The sequence below is a fragment of the Shewanella sp. MSW genome, from assembly GCF_007636515.1.
GTDB lineage: Bacteria > Pseudomonadota > Gammaproteobacteria > Enterobacterales > Shewanellaceae > Shewanella > Shewanella indica.
In genome coordinates, this window is sequence record NZ_LVDR01000017.1 from 38,420 (window position 1) to 59,320 (window position 20,901).

Genomic DNA, 20,901 nt, shown 5'->3' on the forward strand with positions numbered 1-20,901 from the left:
AGCAAGCGCAGTCAAGCACACCAAGATTCAAGTCAGTATCCTCAAATAGAAATTTTAGAAAAGACGCCTGAACAATAATGGCTTTTCTAATGCCAAGCTGCCCCAAAATGTCATCTTGGTGGCAAAACTCTGTGCAACAGTTGGCATAAGCAACGCTCGGATATCGCCAGCGCGGAAAAAGCACGTTATCATGCGGCCACATTCTGAACGGGAGGCGATATGCAAATCACCCAACACAGCGCGGTTACCATTCACTACCGCCTGACTGACGCCAAGGGTCAGTTGATAGAAAGTTCTTTTGAGGCAGATCCTATGGTCTACCTCCACGGTATGGAAAACCTGATCCCGGGACTTGAAAAAGCACTGGAAGGCAAGAGCAAAGGCGATACGCTGGAAGTGACCATAGATGCCGAGGAAGCCTATGGCCCATACCATGATGGTCTGCGTCAGGAAGTTCCTCTGGAAGCCTTTGGCGATATCCAGGACATAGTACCTGGTATGCGCTTCATCGCCGAAACTGAAATGGGCCAGCGCCCGGTACAAGTGACCGAAGTACTGGACAACAGTGTTATCGTTGATGGCAACCACCCTCTGGCAGGCCAATCACTGACCTTTAATGTCGAAGTGATGGACGTGCGTGAAGCGACAGCCGAAGAGATTTCTCACGGCCATATCCACGCCCATGGCGGTTGTGGTGGTCACGGCCACGATCACGGCGGTTGCTGTGGCGGTCACGATCACGAACACGGCGGCTGCTGTAATTCAGATGCCGAAGAAGACGCCAAGAAAGAAGGTTGTGACGGTAACGGTGGTTGCGGCTGCCGAGGTTGATAGCCAGTCATACTGACGCCTAAACATATTACTGATTGCAATCGAGAGTCCGGCCAATGCCGGACTCTTTGTTTATGGCACTTGGAAAAACAAGGCCTGGTGCCCTGCTTTAGACTAAAATTAATAGATACTCCCGGATGCGAAGAAATGCCCCGTGATCTTATCCAGATTGGTCTATGAGAGCCTGCCCTATCTGTATTTTTTAACCGGTAGTCTGACGCTCTATTTACTCGAATCCTTACTTGGGATCCTGGGATCAGTTTTGCTCATATTGGTTGCGGCCCGGATTTACAACCTGCGTTCGAGTCACAGACGCAGCGATCCCAAACGCCTGCGACGGGGAGGAGTTTGGCCCGCCCCCCTGTATGCAGGATTGCCTTTCCTCTGGCTGTTGTCGGGCATGTTGCTGTTAAGGTTTGCCGACCAGGAAGTATATCAACTATTAGGACTGCTCATCTGTGCCTGGGGCGGCTATATTTTGAATCAGCGCCATCTATACCGCCGCCACAAATTGCCGCGACAACCCCTGATGTGACTCAAAGGATCAAGGCGCGGATTTTTTCTCTAAGCGCTTCGGGCATATGCTTCAAATAATTGGAGCAACGGGTTATGGTTGCTATGCTCACCTCGAACTCGGCCGCAATCTGCCGCTGACTCATCTCACCTTCAAGCAATACCTGAAACACCTTCAAACGGCCGGCGATGGCATGTCTTTCATCATCGGTCAGCAGTAATTCAAACAGGCAATTAAGATCTTCGGGATTATTGTGAGTCAGTACTTTCTCCAGTACTGATATCCAATCAGGGCGCATAGCAACTCTTTCGTGTTCACGTAATGGTACGTGAACACAGTATAGCGTTGTTTTCTTGCGAAAAAAAGTCGTGTTTTAGCAGCCAGTTACTGACAAAACTTTACATGTAAACTGAAAAAGTCTACTCCCTAGGTCAAACAAAATGTGTACAATAGCCAAGCAATGTCACATTAACGCACAAACTTGTGAGAATGATAATGAAAAAATACTTACTGATGTTAGCCGCCACCGCGGCGCTTAGCGCTACAGCTGTTCAGGCCCACAACTTTGAAAGCAGCGATGATGCCATCCAGTACCGTCAGTCTGGTTTCAGCCTGATGGCCTATAACTTCGGTGATATCGGTGCCATGCTCAAAGGCAAGAAAGACTTTAACGCCGATGTTGCAGCTATGCGTGCAGCCAATGTGGCAGCCCTGGCGAAACTGCCACTGGAAGGCTTTATCGATGGTTCAGACAAAGGTGATACTGAAGCCCTGGCCAAGATTTGGGCCGACAAGGCTGACTTTGAAGCCAAGTTCAAAGAACTGCAAACCAATGCCGACGCCCTGGCTATTGCAGCCAAAGGCGGCGACAAGAATGAGCTGAAAAAAGCCTTCGGTGCCGTTGGCAAGAGCTGCAAAGGCTGCCACGACGTATACAAGAAAGACTAATCTCTTTCGTTGATTACATTAAAAAAGCCTGCATCAAGCAGGCTTTTTATTGTTTGGAAGCTTACAACATACCTATCACGGGCATCATCAAAAAGTGCACCACAGGCACGGCGACTACCAATAAAAGCACCAATGCCAGTATCAAAGAGGCAAACCTGGGTTGCTGCGCTTCCGCAGCCGGTAAGCGCTTATAGCCACTGAACATTGCCCCCACCAGCTTTTCACCTTTGAAGCGGTGCAGCAAGACGGCGGCCACATGAATCCCGGCAAGGATCAATAAAAGATCAAAATTTTTCTTGTGTAGCCAGGTAAACCAACTGGCAGTTTCACCGCTAACAAAAGAAACCAAGGGTCCTTCGGTAAATATCTCATCTGTGGCAAATAACCCCGACACCAGTTGCAGACTGATGATGGTCAGCAAGAGTATTACCATATAACCCCCTAGAGGATTATGCCCCAGAGAATGAGGAGCCTGCTTGGCCCGCATTTTGGCAAGATAATCCAATGCCTGACGGGGATGGCGAACAAAATGACTGAAGCGGGCGGTGTCACTGCCGATAAAGCCCCAAATAAGCCGTACCACCAACAAGATCATCAGACTATAGGCGAACAACTGGTGATAGCTCATCTCGCCCTGATCGGCACTCCACCACAGCCCGCCCAAGAGCAGCAACATGCCCCAATGAAACACCCGCACAGGTATATCCCAGACCTTCACTTTAACTTCGTTGTTATTCATAAAGTACTTCCTGTTATCACCCGTTTTGGCCCGAACGGCATAAGGGTAAAGAGTTGTAGATAATACACATGATGATATTTAAAGCGACGGGAGGAGGCAATCGGAAAGGACTGATACTCAGTGATCTCATCAAATATGGCCCTTTATCAACCAGGGTTCAAGACTTTTCAGGGCAAAATAATCCAAACTTGTCTAAGTGATCAAATAAGTGACAAACGCTCTCTGACTCGCCACAAATATTGATCTGGATCACATTTTTAAGTCTGGGGATTGTTAATCTGAAGCCAAGGAAGCAACAGAGGGTTTGACAATATGCTAAAGATCACCAGCAAGCAATTTGAAGTCACAGCTGCCATCCGTGAACGCGTTGAGAGTCGCCTTACCAAACTGGACCGTTACGATACTCAGCTGATTAATCCCCATGTCATCATCCTCAAAGAAGGGCCACTCTTTAAAATAGAAGCATCAATTAAACTGGCCAACGGACAACTTTTTGCCCAGGCGAAACATGAAAATCTCTACGCAGCCATAAATGCAATGGGACAAAAGCTGGAAAAACAGCTCAATCGCCTGACCCACAAACCCGCAGCTCAGCGTGGTGCCTTTGAACCCGAAGCCACCGAACCTGAGTTCGAATACGATTACAAGGAGGACTACGCAGCTTGATATTTCAATCTCCCACTAACCAGCGCACCTCCGGGTGCGCTTTTCATTATTGAAGCCTAGGATTTTTTGATTGACAGCCCAAGGGGATAGTTTTAGCTTAATCGTCATGCCATACCTTAATCGCTCGTTTTTTATTTTCTTTTTTACACCTTATTCCCGGAGGCGGCCCTGACGTGTAAAAACGAAAATGAAAATTGCCAAGCCTCCCACCAGGGAGGCTTTTTTGTCTGTATCATGCACTGAGTATTACTGGTTTAGAGGTCTGAATGAATAAAGTACCGCCGCTGGAGCGAATAAGGGATGACATCACTACCCTGGACAGGGATCTGTTGGCGCTGTTGGCCAAACGTCGACAACTCAGCCTGGAAGTCGCCCGCAGCAAAGAGGTGGACATTCGCCCTATCCGTGATACCCAGAGAGAAAAAGAACTCTTGGCAAGGTTGGTTCGCCAAGGGCGGGAACAGGGGTTGGATGCCCATTATGTCATCAGTCTGTACCAGGCCATAATTGAAGATTCAGTGCTGAACCAGCAGGCCTACCTCCAGGGCAGAGCCAATCCCGAAACCCAAAAACAGCAATACTGCATCGCCTATTTGGGCGCCAGAGGTTCATATTCCTATCTGGCCGCCAGTCGCTACTGTCAACGCCGTCAGGTAGAGATGCAGGATCTGGGTTGTCAGAACTTCGATGATATAGTGCAGGCTGTCGAGTCCGGCCATGCCGACTATGGGTTTCTGCCGATAGAAAACACCTCATCCGGCTCCATCAACGAAGTGTATGATGTGTTGCAGCACACCAGCCTGGCTATTGTGGGTGAAACCACTATAGAAGTGGGCCACTGTCTGCTGGCCAAAGCGGGAAGCAAACTTGCCGATATCAAAACCGTCTACGCTCACCCCCAACCCATCAGCCAATGCAGTCGCTACCTGAGCCGCCATCCCGACTTTCGTCTGGAATATTGTGCCAGCAGCGCCGAAGCGATGGAAAAGGTTCTCCAGGGCGATAGCACTGTGGCCGCTATCGGCTCCAGTGAAGGCGGCGCCCTCTACCAATTGGAACCTCTGGAGCAGGAACTGGCCAATCAAAAAATCAACCAGAGCCGTTTTATCGTAGTGGCCCGCAAGGCGATAGAAGTGCCGGAGCAACTGCCGGCCAAAACCACACTGATTATGGCAACCGGTCAAAAGCCAGGCGCCTTGGTGGAAGCTTTGCTGATCCTCAAAGATCACAACCTCAATATGAGTAAGCTGGAGTCACGCCCTATCCCGGGCACGCCTTGGGAAGAGATGTTTTATCTGGATGTCGATGCCAATCTGGCATCCATAGCTATGCAGCAAGCACTTGCCGAGCTTGAGCGACTCACCCGCTTTATCAAGGTACTTGGCTGTTACCCTTGTGAGACGGTCGAGCCAACTCAGCTGAGTCACAGCCAACTGTTGATTGAACCTGAGAGTTCCAGGCAGGACAGCGCCAAACCGTCACCCCAGAGACATTCCCGCCACTATAAACCGGCAAGCACAGAAATTAGTTGTGGTCAGCTCAAACTGGGACAAGGCCAGTTCGCCGCCTTGGCGCAACTGAACCTCCCCATAGATGCAGACAGCTTTGCCCCAAGCGCCAAGGCCATCAGGGAAGCCGGATTTCAAGGGGTGGTTCTCAGTGCGCTGACGCGTCAGCCCGATGCCAAGCAGCAACTGCCCAAGTTGCAAAGCCTGTTAAACCAAGCCGGGCTGCAGAGCATTATTGCCCTGGAGCATGCAGAAGATCTGGCTCTGGCCCAGACTGCGGCCGACATGCTATTGCTCAGCGGCAAACAGATGTACAACACAGAGCTGCTCAATGCGCTTGGCGGACAGAACCTGCCGGTGATATTGGAGCGTAATCCCATGGCCAGTCAACAGGATTGGCTGGCCAGCGCCGATACCCTGCTCGCCGGCGGGAATCAGCAGTTAATCCTCTGTGATGCGGGGGTCAGTGGATTGAATCAACCAGAACAACTTATGTTGGATCTCGCCGCCCTGGTGGAACTAAAAACCCTGAGTCACCTGCCGCTATTGGTAAATCCAAGCCTGTGCCTCAACCCAAGCAGCAGTGAGCAAACACTGACTGCTCAGGCCTTGGCTATCAAGGCGTTGGGCGTAGATGGTTTAATCATCGCAGCCGATGTCCGTCATCCACAGCAACATGCAGGCTTAATCACCAAGCTGTATCAGACAACCTGAGTCGCTTCGGCTGCGGCGGATCAAACGGGAAACCGTTGAGCCCTGCACCATGATAGAAAAGACCACCACGGCATAAGTCATTACCAGCAAGAGATCCCTGAGCTCCAGCTCGGGGGTCAGCACTATCCCCGCCGGAATACTCATGGCCATAGCCAGCGCCAGGCCACCCTTGAGCCCGCCCCAGATAAGGATCCCCTCCGCGCCTTGGCTGTATTGCCGCATACGCCTGAACCCCAGATAAGGTAAGTACACGCTGACACATCTTGCCAACAACACCACAGGGATACTCAGCAGCACAAACCACCAGAGTTGCATATCCAGATGGGTCAACAGCAGCAGGAGTCCCAATAGCAGGAACAAGAGCGAATTGAAGAAGTGCTCAAGCAGGCCCCAGAACCTTTGCAACAATATTCTCCCCGTGACCCCAAAGCATTTGGGCACTGTGAAATTACCCAGCACGATTCCAGCGGCCACCATGGCCAGAGGGCCGGACACCGAAAGTTTTTCTGCCATCACATAACCTGCGGTAGGCACCACCAAGGTAATCAAGAGTCTCTGGGTTTCTTCATCCGTGAGTTTCATCAGTTGATGTAGCGCAAAGGCCAGCGCCAGGCCATAGGCGATGCCGCCAACGGCCTCATGGAAAAACAGCGCGCCGACATCGGCCAGGCTCAGGGCCTCGGCGGAAAAAGCCAGCTGCGAGACAGCAACAAACAGCACCAGGCCAATGCCATCATTGAACAGCGACTCACCCTCAACCTGAATGGCAATATCCTCAGGCGCGCCGAGTTTTTTCAAGATGGCCAAAACCGCTATCGGATCGGTTGGTGATATCAAGGCCCCAAACAACAGGCAGTAACTCCAGGGCAGTGTCAATCCCAGCAGCGGCATCAAATAGAAGCAAAGCGCCGCTACTGTCAGAGTGGAAATCACAGTACCAAACAGAGCCAGACAGAGAATTTCCCATTTCTGGCTGGCCAGCACCTTGAGCCTTATCTGCAGTGCACCGGCGAAGAGCAGAAAACCCAACATACCGTTCAGCAGCAGCGCCTGAAAGTCGAGCCGCTGCAATACCGAAATGGTTTTGATATGGATATCCAGATCAAACCACTTGCCCACCACCAGGATAATCAGGCTAAGGAGCATGGCCAGGCCTGTGATGGCAATGGTTTCCTGCAGTGAGTGAAAACGGCTGGATAACAGCGAGATAATCAGTGCCAGCGCCGCCAGCACACAGAAGAGTTGATAGTCCGTCATATTTCCTTGCGATCAGGCTGACCGCTTCCCTGGTAGCAGACAAGAGCTACATGGCTTGTCCATCTGTAAGGCTGAGCCAGCCCTTGAAGATCCGGTAGCTGAACCAGATAACTCCCAGGGCGCACAAGCTAAGGCTGAGCCACAGCGGGTTGACCCAGTAGCCCAAAGCCAGCAGCAGCACCAACCCCATAATACTGCGCCTTTGCCAGCGCAAGTGAGAGCCCAGCAGCGACAGAGGTGCAACCTGCCTTTGGCTTAAGTTAATCAACAGGCTCAGGATCACAGGCAGGAAAAACAATGGAAAGGCACACATAAGCGCATATAAAAAATGGCCCATACTGCGATCTTCACTGGCAAATGCTTCTGAGGGTAAGCTGGTCATAGTCTGTCTCCGGCCAACATCTGGAATGCAGGGCCCAAAGCTCTTGCCCTGCTTTAACCATACTGTGAGATCGCCACTTCTGCAATGCCGGAAACAGAATTAGAAGGGGCCGGTTTCCAGTTGAATATCACTCTTCACCCGGCTGGAGCACGCCAGCACCATACCTGAGTCAATCTCATCCTGGCTGAGTGTCTGCTGGCTGCTGCTTTCCACCTCACCGGAGACAACCCGGCACTTACAGGAGCCACAAACACCGCTGCGACAGGCGGCAATAATGGGCAAGCCTTCAGACTCCAGCGCTTCAAGCAGGGTCTGCTCGCCATTGATGCTGAGCTCAAGGCCGGCAACACTCAAACGGTAATTGGCCGAACCGTCACCCGCGGGCGCCGAGGTATTTTCAGCAAAGCTTTCCTTGTGAAAACGCGTCATATCGAAATCCGTTTGCGCCAGCATCTGCTCTGTGGCCGTCATATAAGCCTCAGGGCCACAGACATACACAGTGCGCTGGCGATAATCCGGCACCAGTTGCTCCAGTGCCGCCAAGCTCAGGCGTCCCGGTAACATAGGACACTCGGCAAGGTCCCCGGAGACTGAGGCAGTCTCACTTCCCTGCTCCAGCAGATAGCCCAGTTTAAAGTTATCGTGACGGCTGGCCATGGCCCGCAAACTGCCTCGGAAGATGAGGTCCTGCTCGCTTCTGGCGCTGTGAATAAAGGCGATATCGCTGTCAAGATAGCTGTCAGTCAGAAAACGACTCATGGAAAACATCGGCGTAATGCCACAACCAGCGCTTAAAAATAGATAGCGCTCGGCCGGTATATCGATAAGGTTAAACTGACCGTAGGGCCCTGAAGCCATCAGGCTGTGACCCGGCTTAAGATTATCAATAAGGTAGTTGGAAATTTTGCCGCCTTCGACCCTCTTGATGGTCAACACCAATGAGTTTGGCCGAGATGGCGAAGAGGAGATGGTATAACAGCGGCGATACTCCTCACCGGCAATCTCCAATTGCAATGCCACAAACTGCCCGGGCTTGAAATGAAAAGACAGCGGCTGGGCCGCTTTAAAACGAAAACTCACCACATCCGGGGTTTCCTGCCAGCGGGCGACACAAATGAGCCGCAGCTCTCCGGGAACCCATTGACCAGCCTGATATTGACTGATTGCCGGCGAAACTTGTAATGGATTGAGTGTCATCGAAACTCCCTCTACAGAGAAAGAAATGGCCGGCATGCCGCAGGCATCCCGGCCTCAAGAGATACGCATCAAGCGGCGCCGAGAATCGCCTCCAGGTCTTCCTCAACCGTGCCAACATTGCGCAGGCCGAACTTATCTTCCAGTACCTTCAGCAAATTGGCGGTCAGGAAGGCCGGTGGGGTTGGGCCGGTACGTATGTTCTTCACTCCCAGTGACAGCAAGGTCAACAGGACCACTATCGCTTTCTGCTCAAACCAGGACAGCACCAAACTCAGCGGCAGTTCGTTGATATCACACTCAAATACCTCGGACAGTGCCAACGCCAGCTGGATCGCCGAGTAGGCGTCGTTACACTGGCCGATATCCAGCAATCTGGGGATACCGTTGATATCACCGAATTCGAGCTTGTTGAACTTGTACTTGCCACAGCCCAGGGTCAGGATCAGGCTGTCTTTGGGGGCCGCCTTGGCAAGGTCGGTGAAGTAACTGCGCTCAGCCTTGTCACCATCACAGCCGCCAATCAGGAAGAAGTGACGGATATTGCCGTTCTTGACGTTTTCAACCACGGCAGGCGCCGCGTTCATCAAAGCGTTGCGGGCGAAACCTATGGTGATCATATGGGGGATCTCATCATAGGCAAAGCCTTCAAGCGCCAGTGCCTTGTCGATAACAGCACTGAAATCGTCGCCGGTCAGGTGAGTCACGCCCGGCCAACCAACGATACTACGGGTAAAGATGCGGTCGGCATACTGACCGACATTGGGATCGATAATGCAGTTGGAAGTCATCACCACGGCGCCGGGGAAGTTGGCAAATTCCTTCTGTTGATTTTGCCAGGCGCTGCCGTAGTTCCCCACCAGATGCGGGTATTTCTTCAGTTCGGGATAAGCCAGCGCCGGCAACATCTCACCATGGGTATAGACATTGATGCCCTTGCCTTCAGTCTGTTGCAGGATGAGCTCGAGATCCTTCATATCGTGGCCCGATACCAGGATAGCCTTGCCCTTCACCGGCTTGGTGTTGACCTGAGTCGGCTCTGGATGACCAAAGGCCGCGGTTTCACCGGCATCGAGCATAGCCATCACAGAATAGTTGAGCTGACCTATCTCCATTGCGGTGGCAAACAGTTTGTCAGCATCTGTGCTGTCGGTCGCCAAAAAGGCCATGATCTCGTGGAAACGACCGGCCACTTCGCTGCTGGTTTGATCCAGAACCCGGGCGTGTTCCATATAGGCCGCCGCCCCTTTCAGGCCGTAGAGGCACAGAAGTCGCAAACCGAGAATATCTTCATTGAGGTCATCACCGCGGTTGGGCGCAGCGACTTTGGCCTGCTGTAACAGCTCGGCCTTGGATGCCCCCAGCAGCAGAGTCGCCGCGGCGGACATAGGCTCGGGTGTCACGCCCCTTTGTTCGCAAAGCTCCAGATAGCGCTGCTTTAGCTGGTCTCGCAAGCGAGCGGCCTCCTTTGCATATTCGCTAATCCGCTCGTCGTCGAAGTTGACATTGGTCAGAGTGGCGAAAAACGCCTTGGGCACAAAGGTATCGACTTGCGGATCGATAACCTCAAACTCCCGGAGTTTGACAGCATAGGCAGACAGCCCCTGCAACATGTAAATCAACAGATCTTGCAGATCCGAGGTCGCGGCCAATTTACCGCACATCCCCTGGGCATAGCTGCAGCCATTACCGGCCGGGGTTCGAATGGTTTGCTCACACTGAATACAAAACACGGCATATCTCCTTTAATCATGCTTTATTTTTGCATGTTTTAAATCAGTGTACTCTTTCATCGCTCAGACGAAAGAACGTGAGTCATAAAGCTTGAAGGAGATCACCTTAAGCAATTGCTGAATAAATGGCTTTTTGACTTCTATCTTGCTGATACAAATGAAAAAGGAGCCTAAAAGGCTCCCTTGGATAAATCGCGTTGCACTGCCAGCGGAGTTGACCGCCTTGAGATCAGTGACTCTTCATATCATTGACCGACTGCAGCATACTGCGGCTCTCGCTGCGAAACTGTGGTGCAAAGTCACCGAACCATTCGGCCACCTCACGGAACTGGCGCACAAAGCCGTCTCTGTCACCGGCCTTGAGCATGGCCAAAGCGCCGGCATAGTTGTCCAGATAGTCGGAGATAGCACCCAGGCTCTCCTGCTGGGCGAAGATGATATCGGCATAAAGATCTGGGCTTTGGGCAAACAAGCGACCGACCATGGCCAGCTCCAGCCGGTAAATCGGCGAGCTGAACTGCAGCAGGCTATCGAGATCGGCCTGCTCCCGGCACAAGTTGAGGCCATAGACAAAGCTGGAGAAGTGACGCATCGCCTGCACCAGTTGCATCGCTTTATCATGTTTGCCGGCATCCGCTTCCACCAACCGCGCTCCCCAAATAGCTATCTGCTCCAGCAGCCAGGCATAGGCCTCACTCTGCCGACCATGGCATACCACGACAACCTGCTTGGCAAGGCTGCCCACATCCGGGCCAAACATGGGATGAAGCCCCACCACAGGCCCGCTGTGGGCCTCGAGCATGGCTTGCAGCGGCTCCGACTTTATCGAGGTCAGATCCGCAAGGATGCAATCCTTGGGCAAGTGCCGCAAACGGGAGCGAATAAGCTCACAGGTAATGGCAATCGGCACAGTGACCAATACCAGACCGGCACCGTCGAGGATAGCATCGGCATTATCCCAATCATCTTTATCGAGCAGATGCACTGGATAGCCGGAGAGTGTCAGCATCTGGGCAAACAGGGTACCCAACTGGCCACGGCCGCCAATGATCACCACCTTGTTGATATCCGGGTTCACCTGCTTGAAACCCACATCCTTTTCGTTGAGATAGGATTCCCGCATCAGACGCCTGAGCACATCCTCTATCAACTGCGGCGATACCCCCAGACTTTCGGCTTCTACGCGGCGCTTGGCCAACATGGCGGCCTCCCGCTGCGGTGCATAGATGGGCAGGCCGGCATTGTGTTTGACCGCGCCGACCTGGGCCACCAGATCCAGCCGCTGACGCAGCAACTTGAGTAACTCTTGGTCGACGCCGTCAATCAGTCCGCGTAACTTTTCCAGCTCTGCCGTGGTTTTCTCACTCATCTCAAATCTTCCGTCAGCCATTTGCCACCCTGAGCATATCAAAGCGAGTGGGTAAAATAGAACTCAGTTGCGCTGCCCCTTGCCTGAGCAGTTGCTCCGTATCCTGCCAATCTATGCAGGCATCTGTGACCGAAACCCCATAATCAAGCTCGGCAAGCGGCTTGTCACAGGCCTGACTACCGGCAAACAGATGGCTTTCCAACATCAAACCTATGATGGAGCGATTGCCCGCCGCTATCTGGTCAAATACATCCCGGCACACAGGCAGTTGCCGCCGATGATCTTTGTTGGAGTTGCCATGACTACAGTCGATAATCAGTCTGGCATTGAGCCCGGCACCATGCAGCTGCCGTTCACACTCAGCCACCGAATCGGCATCATAGTTGGGGCCAGCACCACCCCGCAGGATCACATGCCCATCCGGGTTACCGGCGGTTTGCAGCAAAGCCACCTGCCCTTGTTGATTGATCCCCATGAATCTGTGACTGCTGGCCGCCGACTTGAGGGCGTTAATGGCCACCCCCAGATTGCCATCCGTACCGTTTTTAAATCCTACCGGCATGGAAAGCCCGGAGGCCATCTCCCTGTGGGTTTGTGACTCTGTGGTTCTGGCGCCTATGGCTGACCAGGTCACCAGCTCGGAAATATATTGCGGACTGATGGGATCCAGCGCTTCAGTGGCAACCGGCAACTCGAGTTCGGCCAGAAACAGCATCAACTCCCGCGCCATCCGCAACCCTTTTTCAATATTGAAGGACTCATCCATATCGGGATCATTGATCATCCCTTTCCAGCCCACAGTCGTTCGGGGCTTTTCAAAATAGACCCGCATCAGGATAAAAAACTGATCCTTGAGCTCGTCATGGAGCTTTTTCAGTTTCAGGGCATATTCCTTGGCCGACTCAATATCGTGAATAGAGCAAGGGCCGGTAACGACCAACACCCGGTTGTCACGCTTGTGAACTATGTCAGAAACCGTCTTGCGAGCGCTGAGAATATAGCGATAGCCGTGATCAGAAAGTGGCAACTGCTGCTTGAGTTCTTCGGGAGTGATGAGGACTTGTTCGGCACTGATGTGCACATTCTCTATGTTACTGGACTGCATTCTGATCACCTGAAATTATTTTGTGCGGCATACCTGAACGCATCACTGTAGCGGTACACCATTACGGCATTACACTATGCCGAGACTGAAGCGGGAGATCAAGGGCGAAATCGGAAAAATTTTCATCTTTATTGCAAAGGAAACAGCAAACGGTTTCAGTTTGTGTTCTGTCTAGGTTTAAATGCCAAGCTTGGCTCCTTGTGGTAACCAACAAAATCGCCAAATCATCAAGCCATGAGAATGACAAAAAGTAAAAATCCACCTTGCTTGGAGGTTTCTTTATCCTGTGTTTGTTGTACCTTCTCGCCAAAGAGAGGCCAGATAAACAAATGCTATTCTCACAAAGCAGAGAAGTCATCGCTCTATCCAGGTTTCAAACAGTACAAAAGACAGTGTAAATGGCATGTCACTCAGCGGAAAGAACAGCAGGTAAGTGTCTGGATTATTGGTGACGATTCAATGCTGAACTTTAATCCACTTACTTCAGCCATTGCAGGTACATCTATTCGATTCCAGTTCGTCAGATCCGTGAGCTATTTTCCATATTACTCCTTTCCCACCTCAAGATGCGCTCCCTCGCCGTACAGCCAATGGCGTCCATGACCGGGCTTAAAGAGGGCTTACAATGGCATCCTACCAACACCAACTGAACTGAACTGAACTGAACTGAACTGAAACGAGTTGGTCACTACAGCCTGACGCACAAAGAAAAGGCGCGTCCTAAGACGCGCCCTATTTACTGCTGTCAGCCATCCCGCTGAGTTGTGCTCCCTGCACCTTCCATGCGTATGAATTTCTTCCTGTGGACACCTTGTCTCAGTGATGACAGCTTCCAAGCCATCTTTTCATCCCTGCTTACAACCATCCTGGTGTCTGCTCAATTCCCTTGAGCCTCCTTGTGGCCTCCTGGCACTCATCTTCCATGTTTGCCCATCCACGAGCGGTGTCGTCCATGAGTTGGGTTTTCCCTTAACCCAAAGGCTGGCATCCCTGAGCCTGTCCTCTACTTCATCCTGAACACTTTCCTTCGCAGACCTTCCTGTCTCAAATGGCCTTTCCTGGCGCGGCAATTTCCTTATTACCGGAAAAAATCTCCTGTGGATCCATCCTGGTGTCTGCTTTCCCTGCGAGCCGTTTCCTTGGCTTTAACTTCCCTGCAATGGTTTCAAGACGTCCTGTCTTGATTGTCATCCATGATTAAAATCCATTTATCAGGCTTCCTTGCAGCTCATCCTTGAATAGGCCTTTCCAAAACGTATCATCCTGACACTTGCCCTTCCTTGGCTGCCAACTTAAACTCCTTGGCGTTGCTTTCCTTGCTGCTCCCTCTTCCTTGGAAGCTCTGTCAAAGCATCCTGCCCTGACCACAACTTAAGTGTACCCAAAGACCCCTCTTTGAGATGGTCGATTTTAGAACAGGCTGGGAACAACAAATATTCAGCAGTCACTAATACAAGTCTAATCTCTTGTTTATTAACAATATTTAATTATTCACCAGTAAGAACAGTCAATAAGGCTTATGTTTATCGCACAGCTTTGTGAGACATGTCTCACATTAGTACTGGTAAATAACCAAAAACACTCAGAAACGACGTTTGCCACTGACAAACTGGGCCAACATGACCCAGTCAGCCATCAAGCTATAGACTGGGTATTGAAAGGTCGCCGGCTTATTGTGTTCAAAACCAAAGTGACCAATCCAGGCAAAGCCATAACCCACCACAGGCAGAGCCAAAAGCCATACAAATTGTCCACTAAGCAAGCTGAATAACAGAATAAGTAATACCAGGGTCGAACCTAAATAATGCAAACCTCGGCATACGGGATCGGAATGCTGCGACAGGTAGAAAGGATAAAACTCAGCAAAACTCTTGTACTTTTGCTCCATGCTTAACTCCTGTTATTGGTAGACGTCATCATCAGTGTGACTGTGGTAAAAGAGCAATTCTCCTGTTAACAACCCTATATTGAGCTCAACCACAGGTACAAAGCCTTGCTCTCGAAACAGATGAGAATGACCATCCTCGGTCACAAAGACCCCAACTCCTTCCAGCTCCGGCTGCTCATCACACCAACCCAATACCGCCTGGACGAGCAACTTGCCATACCCCTTGTGTTGCTCGGTTAACGCTACTGCGATAAATTGAATAACGCCGTACTCTGTCGCCGGCAGGTGCTCCAGAATTGAATTTTCCTTCTGCATCAACTTCTGCGTCGCCTGCCAGCCCGTCCCCAGCAGCATTTTCAAACGCCAATGCCAATAGCGCCCTTCGCCTTGGGGAAGTGATGAGGTAACCACGCAGGCAACCCCAATCAAGCGCTCAGCGTCGAACAAACCAATAAGGGGTTGCTCCTGTTGCCAAAGTTCATTGAGCTCTTCACGAATTGCGGCCCTGAGCTTTTGTTCATATTCGGCGGCATTGGCAGCCGGCAAGGTCTGCAGAAAAAACGCATCATCGTGATAGGCGTTATAAAGAATTGATGCGGCCAAGCGTAAATCTTCTGCCGTCAGGTAAACGGCACGCAGGGAATCAGGAGTCTGAGCTTCCATTTGTTGTTGTCCTTGTCAGCCAAAAGGGCACTTTCCAATTTAACAATATTGGATCAGAGTACAACATCTTGCTTACCAACTATCACCACTGTTTCTGCCGGCAGCGTATCTATTCAAATTATAGATGGGATTAACTAAGCTCTTGACCTACAACCTTGCATCCAAGCCTTTAGGCGCTCCTGGTGCACAAGCAATTTAAAGAAATGGATCTGCTGTTCAATTGATATAAGCTAAGGAAGCGATAATACTTACTTTTTTTATGAAGGCTTGTTCGCCCATCACTCATCACCTTGGCAATATGCCGGGATTTCAGGAGGTCAGAATATGGATACCACCCACACAGACTTGGCCCATTTGTTTGAGCAATTGGGACTCCCCAGCGGCAGCAAGGCGATAGAAGGCTTTATCGACGCACATTCTATCCCCGAGGGAGTCAAACTGGTGGATGCACCATTCTGGAATGATGCACAACGCACTTTTTTAACAGAGGCTCTGGCCGAGGACGCCCAATGGTCAGATACCATAGATCATTTGGACGCCCAGCTCAGGCGTTGATTGAAATGAGTTTGAATTACAGCTGCGCGTAAGCCTTATCGCCCCAGCCTATCAGCTGTTGATCGCGAAACACCAAGGGGGTGCACTCATCCTTGGTGGTCTTACCATCACTGTGTCTGTGGCGGGTACGATAAAAGAGCACCTGTACTTGCTGATCATTGGAGAGAAAGGCTTCATTAAAGTCGGCCTGCCCCATGAGCTGCTGCACCTGTTGCTGATCCATCCCCAGGTTCAACTTGGCCAGTTGTTGCTGATTTTGCTGTTGTTGTAATTGCCAGGATTCCTTTTCATCCCAGTTGGCTTCGTGATCGCCGACATTGACCACACAAGCACTAAGCCCTAAGCTTGCAATCCCCACTAGTGGCAGTAATAACTTATTCATTGTCACTCCTTGTTATATTTATCAAATGTTGACTTTTGTTAAGCAAATGCAGCAAACGCAATGCAACATGTGGGCCAATAAATAATTCAATAAATATCAAAAAGATAAAAACAAACGCCAGCTGCACTATGTAGCTATTGGCGAAAATGTGAGGTTTTTTACCAAGATGTCCACTCCACTGGAACAGGTCATGGCCGCAGCTGCGGCAGTAGCCCAAAGCGGCCATACTCCCTCTCTGGCATTGATTAAGGCAAGACTCGGCAATAAGTTACCAATGCCCGTGCTGGTTGAAGGACTGCTGCGCTTCAAGTCCCTGCCTGAGAGTGAACGGGAAAAACTGTCTCAAAGCCAACCTCAACAGGATGAAACTGCACCACAGCAAGCAGTGCCCACAGTAGAAGTTCTTCAGCAGGAAATCAGCTGGCTACGCCAGGAACAACAACAACTGAAACAAGAATTCGCGGACTTGCAACAAAGGCTCGCCAAGCTTGAGGAGCAGCAATAATGTTTGTCTGCGAACTCAGGTTTGAATGCTTTGCCAACACCACGATCAGTGCCGCAGAAAAAGCCATCAACACCCTGCTTGAAGCCTGGCGAGCCAATGGTCAGGTATTGGGGCGGGAATTTGCGGTGGCCTTTAGAGACGGGGAGTTCAGAGTCAGGCTGCTGCTGCCGGAAGAAACCAGTCTGGCCAACAGGCATAACAGTCCCTGGGCCAAACAGGCGTTGCAACTGTTAACCGAGGCCAAATTGCTGGCCCCCAAGGAAAAGCTCATAGGTCAGGATATCAATTCCGAGGTCAGCACCCTGGAGCCCCCAAGTTGGCAGCTGCTTTATACCAGCTATGTGCATATGTGCTCGCCACTGCGCAGCGGCGATAACTTGCTACCCATTCCCCTCTACCGTATTCCCGCGACCTTCAACGGCGATCACAAGCGGGTGATCCGTTGGCAAACCGAGTGGCAAGCCTGTGATGAACTGCAGATGGCCGCAGCAACCAAGGCCGAATTTGCCGCCCTTGAGGAGCTTTCCTGCCCGGACAGCGATCTGTTTCGCCGCGGCTGGGATTTGCGTGGCCGTATCGAATATTTGACCAAAATTCCTACCTATTACTACCTTTACCGGGTCGGGGGAGAGAGTAAGCAAGCCGAATTAACTCGTCCCTGCCCCCGCTGCGGCAACCCGGATTGGCGCCAACCCAGCCCGTTGCTGGAGCTGTTTCATTTCCGCTGTGACAACTGCCGGATAGTCTCCAACCTCTCCTGGGATCATCAATAAACTGGGACAATCAATAGCCTAGGATCATCAATAGCAGTGTTCATCAATCAATAGTGACTGTGGCAACCCCGACTGTCAGCGTCGGGAAAACAGGTGTTGCCACATAAGCTTCATTCGCGCCCAGAGACCGGGATGGTCGACATCCGCCATGGCCGGCTCCACTGGCTCGACCGCCGGCGCCACTCTGGGGCGCAGCATAACAAGAAACTCTTCCAGGCTGTCTGCCAGCTTCTTTGAGGGAAGCTCACCCGGGACCTCACGCCAGACAGCACCGGTTTCATTATCCACGCAGATCATCTCATCACCTTGCCCCAATAGACCGATAAACCAGGTCGGTGGCTGTTTGAGCTTGCGTTTCATCATCAAATGCCCAATCAGATTCTGCTGCAGAAACTCAAAATCATCCTGACTCCAGGGCTGCAATAGTTCCCCTTCGCCGAAATCGGCTTCAAACAACAGATGCGCGGCAAAAAACTGCCCATAAAACTCGTCGATATCGGCATGCAGCGGCAACTCCAGCGCATGACTGACATTGGCAAAACTGCCTGGCTGTTCACGGCGAATAGTCTGCCACAGTAGTGGATCTTCGCCATCCTCCTGCAGCAAGCAGGGCGAGGCTTCTCCCCTGGCATAATATCTGGGGCCTTCCCCCAGACTCGACTGGTAACTTTGATGATAACGGCTGAGAAATTGCTCCAACGCCTGGGCACAAGACACTTATCGCACTTCCAAATTCAGGTATAATGGTAACCTATTTTGACACGGAAACCCGCTTGATGACACAGAATCACGACCCTTACCGGAACGCTGAAGCCTTATCTGGCCTGACACTGGGTCAGCAGACAGATTATCAAGAGCATTACGCCCCAGAGCTGTTGCAGGGAGTGCCCCGCAAACTCAACCGTGATGCAATCAACCTGAGTGCACCTCTGCCGTTTCAGGGGGCCGATATCTGGACCGGCTATGAGCTCTCCTGGCTCAATGCCAAGGGCAAGCCCATGGTAGCCATCGCCGAGTTCCAGCTGGATCTCAACAGTGAGCATTTAATTGAGTCCAAATCATTCAAGCTCTATCTGAACAGTTTCAATCAAACTCGCTTTGACAGTACTGAAGCCGTCGAGCAGACCCTGACCCAAGATCTGAGCCGCTGTGCCAATGGCGAGGTAAAAGTCAGAGTGATTGAGCCCAAGCACTTCAACAGCCAGAGAGTTGTTGAGCTGCCGGGGCACTGCATTGACGATCTGGATATTGAAGTCAACGACTATGAGTTCAACCCCAAATGGCTCGAAGAAAGCACAGACGACAAGCAGATAGTCGCCGAGACCTTGAACTCCAACCTGCTTAAGTCCAACTGTTTGATCACCTCGCAGCCTGATTGGGGCAGCGTGATGATCCGCTACCAGGGCCCCAAGATAGACAGGGAAAAACTGCTGCGTTATCTGATCTCTTTCCGCCAGCATAACGAGTTCCACGAACAGTGTGTGGAGCGAATATTCACCGATCTGAAGCGTTTCTGCCATTGCAGTAAATTGACCGTCTACGCCCGCTACACCCGCAGAGGTGGATTGGACATCAACCCTTTCCGCAGTGACTTTGAGCACGTGCCGGAAAGCCAACGCCTGGCGAGACAGTAATCGAACATAAAGCGGCTTTAAGGCCGCTTTTTCATTCTTGCGCGTTACCTATTTCAGAGTGCTACTGGCCAAGGTGCCACTGCAATTGCCAGTTGATGGCTGCAGGCGCCCCTATGGTCAGGGCCAATCGATAACCCGGCTCCATATGGCCAAGCCAACTCTGCCATCGGGTGTTTTCCTTAGGCTTTAACAAAAGCCCGCGGCGCATCGAAACAATCTCGGCAGGCCGCTCGGCCGAGCATGCTTCCCCTGAGCTCAAGTCGAACGCAAACCCATCAAGCGGCTGCGCCAACCCCTTGCCGGTCGCCTTGATATAAGACTCTTTCAAGGCCCAGAGGTCGAAAAACGCCTCTCGCCGCGCGGCATCATCCAGATTTCGTAACTGCTGCAGCTCAAAAGGCGCAAAATAGTGGCCCATCACAGTATCGATAGCCGTGCGCATCCGTAAACGCTCTATATCGACGCCAAGTTGCAACTCAGGAGAAGGATGTTTCAGCAATGCCAACAGCAGCCAATCACCGCTGTGACTGAGGTTAAAATGCAGCTGAGTCTGTTGAAACTGCTCATCACAAAGGCGCGGCTTACCCTGGGGACCATAATCGAAACACCACTCCCGGGCTGCAAGCGGCGCTTGAGTACTCAGGGTCTTTCTCAGCAAGGCGCGGCTTGTTATTGCCCGTTGCTTTACCTCTTTATGGCTTATTCGGGCAAACTTTTCCCGCTCGGCCGGCGCTAGGCACAGCGCCAGATCTTTGAGTTTTAAAGGCTCACTCGGGCGTAAGGGATACAAAAAGAGCTGAACGGCGTTGATGGGAGGCTCCAAAAAAACCAAGGGGGAGTAGGCTATTTTGCCCTGGCCTCCCCCTCGGTCTCAAGTGCCTTTAACGCCAATTGCTGTGCAAGCCACTCTCTACAAAAGAGAAGGCCACGAAGACTTATTAGCACCTTCCTTAATCATTCATGTTTTGCTGATTCATTTTATCGACATAGGCTCTCGCCTCTTCCCGCTCTCTGTCCCGCTGCTGGGCGGTTGTACAGCGGCGGTTGGGAATATTGCTTCCCGTAACCCTAACCCGATCGCAGCGGTATCCCTGTTCATCGAGTCTTTGTTGGCGGGCCGCGTCCTCTGGCGACAACTCGGCGGTCGTGGCTCTGGTACCACTGCAACCGGCGCCGAGTACTGTAAACAAGGCCGCACTCGCCATTCCCAGTAGATTATTTTTTGTTAAATACACCTGACACTCTCCATTTCTGTTGCTGATGCCAGTTCATCCAGCTGCCCTAAAGGCAGATACCCAGGTTGCAACATAAGCTGCAATATAAGCGGCAACACACCACAGGGGATTAGGGATAAATAGGTATCAGATATCCATTTTTACAGCACAAAAAACCAAAACAACCAAACTACATCAATTTAAAAACAAATCAACAACAAGTCATTCCGGACTCATTTGCGAGTAAGTGCCTTAAAACAAAAACAGGATTTTCAGTCCCAGATGATTGTATCGAGTGGCAGGCACTGGTAATCTGCTTCACCTGTT

The 20,901-nt window shown here is 51.5% G+C and carries 23 protein-coding genes and 1 other annotated feature; of the genes, 9 read left to right on the forward strand and 14 right to left on the reverse strand.

Features of this window, described 5'->3' with window-relative positions:
• Positions 1–219 precede the first annotated feature (219 nt).
• Both slyD and AYI96_RS16410 read left to right on the forward strand, forming a co-directional pair.
• Complete coding sequence (gene slyD, locus AYI96_RS16405) at positions 220–831, forward strand: peptidylprolyl isomerase (RefSeq protein ID WP_144362005.1); 612 nt, start codon at positions 220–222, stop codon at positions 829–831.
• A 154-nt stretch (positions 832–985) separates the two neighbouring features.
• Positions 986–1,366 (forward strand): hypothetical protein, encoded by a 381-nt coding sequence (locus AYI96_RS16410; protein WP_052248087.1) that lies wholly within the window; start codon positions 986–988, stop codon positions 1,364–1,366.
• 1 nt (position 1,367) lies between these two features.
• Here AYI96_RS16410 and trpR read toward each other — a convergent pair whose 3' ends face one another.
• On the reverse strand, positions 1,368–1,643 hold the full coding sequence (trpR, locus tag AYI96_RS16415) for a trp operon repressor (protein WP_039034232.1): 276 nt from the start codon (positions 1,641–1,643) through the stop codon (positions 1,368–1,370).
• A 197-nt stretch (positions 1,644–1,840) separates the two neighbouring features.
• Between trpR and AYI96_RS16420 the strand changes: the two genes are divergently transcribed.
• Positions 1,841–2,293: a c-type cytochrome gene (locus AYI96_RS16420; protein ID WP_039034231.1), complete on the forward strand. Its 453-nt coding sequence runs from the start codon at positions 1,841–1,843 to the stop codon at positions 2,291–2,293.
• A gap of 61 nt (positions 2,294–2,354) precedes the next feature.
• On the opposite strand, the gene AYI96_RS16425 is transcribed toward AYI96_RS16420, so the two are convergent.
• Positions 2,355–3,032, reverse strand: a complete 678-nt coding sequence (locus AYI96_RS16425) for a cytochrome b/b6 domain-containing protein (protein ID WP_039034230.1) — start codon at positions 3,030–3,032, stop codon at positions 2,355–2,357.
• Between the two features lie 312 nt (positions 3,033–3,344).
• Between AYI96_RS16425 and hpf the strand changes: the two genes are divergently transcribed.
• Both hpf and AYI96_RS16435 read left to right on the forward strand, forming a co-directional pair.
• A complete protein-coding gene (gene hpf, locus AYI96_RS16430) occupies positions 3,345–3,698 on the forward strand; it encodes a ribosome hibernation-promoting factor, HPF/YfiA family (protein WP_039034229.1) in 354 nt (117 codons plus the stop codon).
• Positions 3,699–3,808: 110 nt separating this feature from the next.
• Positions 3,809–3,926 (forward strand) — a sequence feature (Phe leader region).
• Positions 3,927–3,964: 38 nt separating this feature from the next.
• The gene (locus tag AYI96_RS16435) at positions 3,965–5,920 is read left to right on the forward strand and encodes a chorismate mutase (protein ID WP_144362006.1); all 1,956 of its coding nucleotides are present in this window, start codon (positions 3,965–3,967) and stop codon (positions 5,918–5,920) included.
• Here the strand turns inward: AYI96_RS16435 and AYI96_RS16440 are convergent.
• From AYI96_RS16440 to AYI96_RS16475, 8 genes are all read right to left on the reverse strand, one after another.
• Complete coding sequence (locus AYI96_RS16440; protein ID WP_144362007.1) at positions 5,891–7,177, reverse strand: cation:proton antiporter; 1,287 nt, start codon at positions 7,175–7,177, stop codon at positions 5,891–5,893. The two genes, AYI96_RS16435 and AYI96_RS16440, sit on opposite strands and share 30 nt — an antisense overlap.
• 46 nt (positions 7,178–7,223) lie before the next feature.
• On the reverse strand, positions 7,224–7,559 hold the full coding sequence (locus AYI96_RS16445) for a hypothetical protein (protein WP_144362008.1): 336 nt from the start codon (positions 7,557–7,559) through the stop codon (positions 7,224–7,226).
• Positions 7,560–7,658: 99 nt separating this feature from the next.
• Positions 7,659–8,756, reverse strand: coding sequence for a hybrid-cluster NAD(P)-dependent oxidoreductase (locus AYI96_RS16450; protein ID WP_260853016.1), 1,098 nt, complete (start codon positions 8,754–8,756; stop codon positions 7,659–7,661).
• A gap of 68 nt (positions 8,757–8,824) precedes the next feature.
• The gene (hcp, locus tag AYI96_RS16455) at positions 8,825–10,486 is read right to left on the reverse strand and encodes a hydroxylamine reductase (RefSeq protein ID WP_039034224.1); all 1,662 of its coding nucleotides are present in this window, start codon (positions 10,484–10,486) and stop codon (positions 8,825–8,827) included.
• Positions 10,487–10,715: 229 nt separating this feature from the next.
• A complete protein-coding gene (gene tyrA, locus AYI96_RS16460) occupies positions 10,716–11,855 on the reverse strand; it encodes a bifunctional chorismate mutase/prephenate dehydrogenase (protein ID WP_039034223.1) in 1,140 nt (379 codons plus the stop codon).
• 13 nt (positions 11,856–11,868) lie between these two features.
• Positions 11,869–12,960: a 3-deoxy-7-phosphoheptulonate synthase gene (locus tag AYI96_RS16465; protein ID WP_025887857.1), complete on the reverse strand. Its 1,092-nt coding sequence runs from the start codon at positions 12,958–12,960 to the stop codon at positions 11,869–11,871.
• A 1,582-nt stretch (positions 12,961–14,542) separates the two neighbouring features.
• On the reverse strand, positions 14,543–14,848 hold the full coding sequence (locus AYI96_RS16470) for a DUF962 domain-containing protein (protein WP_025887243.1): 306 nt from the start codon (positions 14,846–14,848) through the stop codon (positions 14,543–14,545).
• A gap of 12 nt (positions 14,849–14,860) precedes the next feature.
• Positions 14,861–15,511, reverse strand: coding sequence for a GNAT family N-acetyltransferase (locus tag AYI96_RS16475; protein WP_144362010.1), 651 nt, complete (start codon positions 15,509–15,511; stop codon positions 14,861–14,863).
• Positions 15,512–15,835: 324 nt separating this feature from the next.
• On the opposite strand from AYI96_RS16475, the gene AYI96_RS16480 reads away from it, so the two are divergent.
• Positions 15,836–16,066 (forward strand): DUF2789 domain-containing protein, encoded by a 231-nt coding sequence (locus AYI96_RS16480; protein ID WP_039034220.1) that lies wholly within the window; start codon positions 15,836–15,838, stop codon positions 16,064–16,066.
• Between the two features lie 16 nt (positions 16,067–16,082).
• Here AYI96_RS16480 and AYI96_RS16485 read toward each other — a convergent pair whose 3' ends face one another.
• Positions 16,083–16,448, reverse strand: coding sequence for a DUF3192 domain-containing protein (locus AYI96_RS16485; RefSeq protein ID WP_144362011.1), 366 nt, complete (start codon positions 16,446–16,448; stop codon positions 16,083–16,085).
• A 166-nt stretch (positions 16,449–16,614) separates the two neighbouring features.
• Here AYI96_RS16485 and AYI96_RS16490 point away from each other — a divergent pair, with 166 nt between their 5' ends.
• Together AYI96_RS16490 and AYI96_RS16495 are read left to right on the forward strand one after the other, a co-directional pair.
• Positions 16,615–16,953, forward strand: coding sequence for a hypothetical protein (locus AYI96_RS16490; RefSeq protein WP_144362012.1), 339 nt, complete (start codon positions 16,615–16,617; stop codon positions 16,951–16,953).
• On the forward strand, positions 16,953–17,726 hold the full coding sequence (locus AYI96_RS16495) for a Zn-ribbon-containing protein (protein ID WP_144362013.1): 774 nt from the start codon (positions 16,953–16,955) through the stop codon (positions 17,724–17,726). The genes AYI96_RS16490 and AYI96_RS16495 overlap by 1 nt, the downstream gene beginning before the upstream one ends.
• A gap of 75 nt (positions 17,727–17,801) precedes the next feature.
• Here the strand turns inward: AYI96_RS16495 and syd are convergent, their stop codons facing one another.
• Complete coding sequence (gene syd, locus AYI96_RS16500; protein WP_039034216.1) at positions 17,802–18,443, reverse strand: SecY-interacting protein; 642 nt, start codon at positions 18,441–18,443, stop codon at positions 17,802–17,804.
• A gap of 59 nt (positions 18,444–18,502) precedes the next feature.
• Between syd and queF the strand changes: the two genes are divergently transcribed.
• A complete protein-coding gene (queF, locus tag AYI96_RS16505; RefSeq protein WP_186300084.1) occupies positions 18,503–19,360 on the forward strand; it encodes an NADPH-dependent 7-cyano-7-deazaguanine reductase QueF in 858 nt (285 codons plus the stop codon).
• Between the two features lie 61 nt (positions 19,361–19,421).
• Here the strand turns inward: queF and AYI96_RS16510 are convergent, their stop codons facing one another.
• Positions 19,422–20,150, reverse strand: coding sequence for a 4'-phosphopantetheinyl transferase family protein (locus AYI96_RS16510; protein ID WP_144362014.1), 729 nt, complete (start codon positions 20,148–20,150; stop codon positions 19,422–19,424).
• Positions 20,151–20,310: 160 nt separating this feature from the next.
• Entirely contained in the window at positions 20,311–20,595 is a 285-nt protein-coding gene (locus tag AYI96_RS16515; protein WP_144362015.1) for a hypothetical protein, read from the reverse strand.
• Positions 20,596–20,901: the final 306 nt, after the last annotated feature.

Bases quoted from the DNA above. Each gene is read 5' to 3' on its own strand.
- AYI96_RS16435 (WP_144362006.1), top strand. From the start codon at position 3,965: ATGAATAAAGTACCGCCGCTGGAGCGAATAAGGGATGACATCACTACC.
- AYI96_RS16425 (WP_039034230.1), bottom strand. From the start codon at position 3,032: ATGAATAACAACGAAGTTAAAGTGAAGGTCTGGGATATACCTGTGCGG.
- AYI96_RS16450 (WP_260853016.1), bottom strand. From the start codon at position 8,756: ATGACACTCAATCCATTACAAGTTTCGCCGGCAATCAGTCAATATCAG.
- AYI96_RS16490 (WP_144362012.1), top strand. From the start codon at position 16,615: ATGTCCACTCCACTGGAACAGGTCATGGCCGCAGCTGCGGCAGTAGCC.
- AYI96_RS16475 (WP_144362010.1), bottom strand. From the start codon at position 15,511: ATGGAAGCTCAGACTCCTGATTCCCTGCGTGCCGTTTACCTGACGGCA.
- AYI96_RS16470 (WP_025887243.1), bottom strand. From the start codon at position 14,848: ATGGAGCAAAAGTACAAGAGTTTTGCTGAGTTTTATCCTTTCTACCTG.
- AYI96_RS16495 (WP_144362013.1), top strand. From the start codon at position 16,953: ATGTTTGTCTGCGAACTCAGGTTTGAATGCTTTGCCAACACCACGATC.
- trpR (WP_039034232.1), bottom strand. From the start codon at position 1,643: ATGCGCCCTGATTGGATATCAGTACTGGAGAAAGTACTGACTCACAAT.
- slyD (WP_144362005.1), top strand. From the start codon at position 220: ATGCAAATCACCCAACACAGCGCGGTTACCATTCACTACCGCCTGACT.
- AYI96_RS16445 (WP_144362008.1), bottom strand. From the start codon at position 7,559: ATGACCAGCTTACCCTCAGAAGCATTTGCCAGTGAAGATCGCAGTATG.
- AYI96_RS16420 (WP_039034231.1), top strand. From the start codon at position 1,841: ATGAAAAAATACTTACTGATGTTAGCCGCCACCGCGGCGCTTAGCGCT.
- AYI96_RS16485 (WP_144362011.1), bottom strand. From the start codon at position 16,448: ATGAATAAGTTATTACTGCCACTAGTGGGGATTGCAAGCTTAGGGCTT.
- AYI96_RS16465 (WP_025887857.1), bottom strand. From the start codon at position 12,960: ATGCAGTCCAGTAACATAGAGAATGTGCACATCAGTGCCGAACAAGTC.
- hpf (WP_039034229.1), top strand. From the start codon at position 3,345: ATGCTAAAGATCACCAGCAAGCAATTTGAAGTCACAGCTGCCATCCGT.
- tyrA (WP_039034223.1), bottom strand. From the start codon at position 11,855: ATGAGTGAGAAAACCACGGCAGAGCTGGAAAAGTTACGCGGACTGATT.
- AYI96_RS16440 (WP_144362007.1), bottom strand. From the start codon at position 7,177: ATGACGGACTATCAACTCTTCTGTGTGCTGGCGGCGCTGGCACTGATT.
- queF (WP_186300084.1), top strand. From the start codon at position 18,503: ATGACACAGAATCACGACCCTTACCGGAACGCTGAAGCCTTATCTGGC.
- AYI96_RS16480 (WP_039034220.1), top strand. From the start codon at position 15,836: ATGGATACCACCCACACAGACTTGGCCCATTTGTTTGAGCAATTGGGA.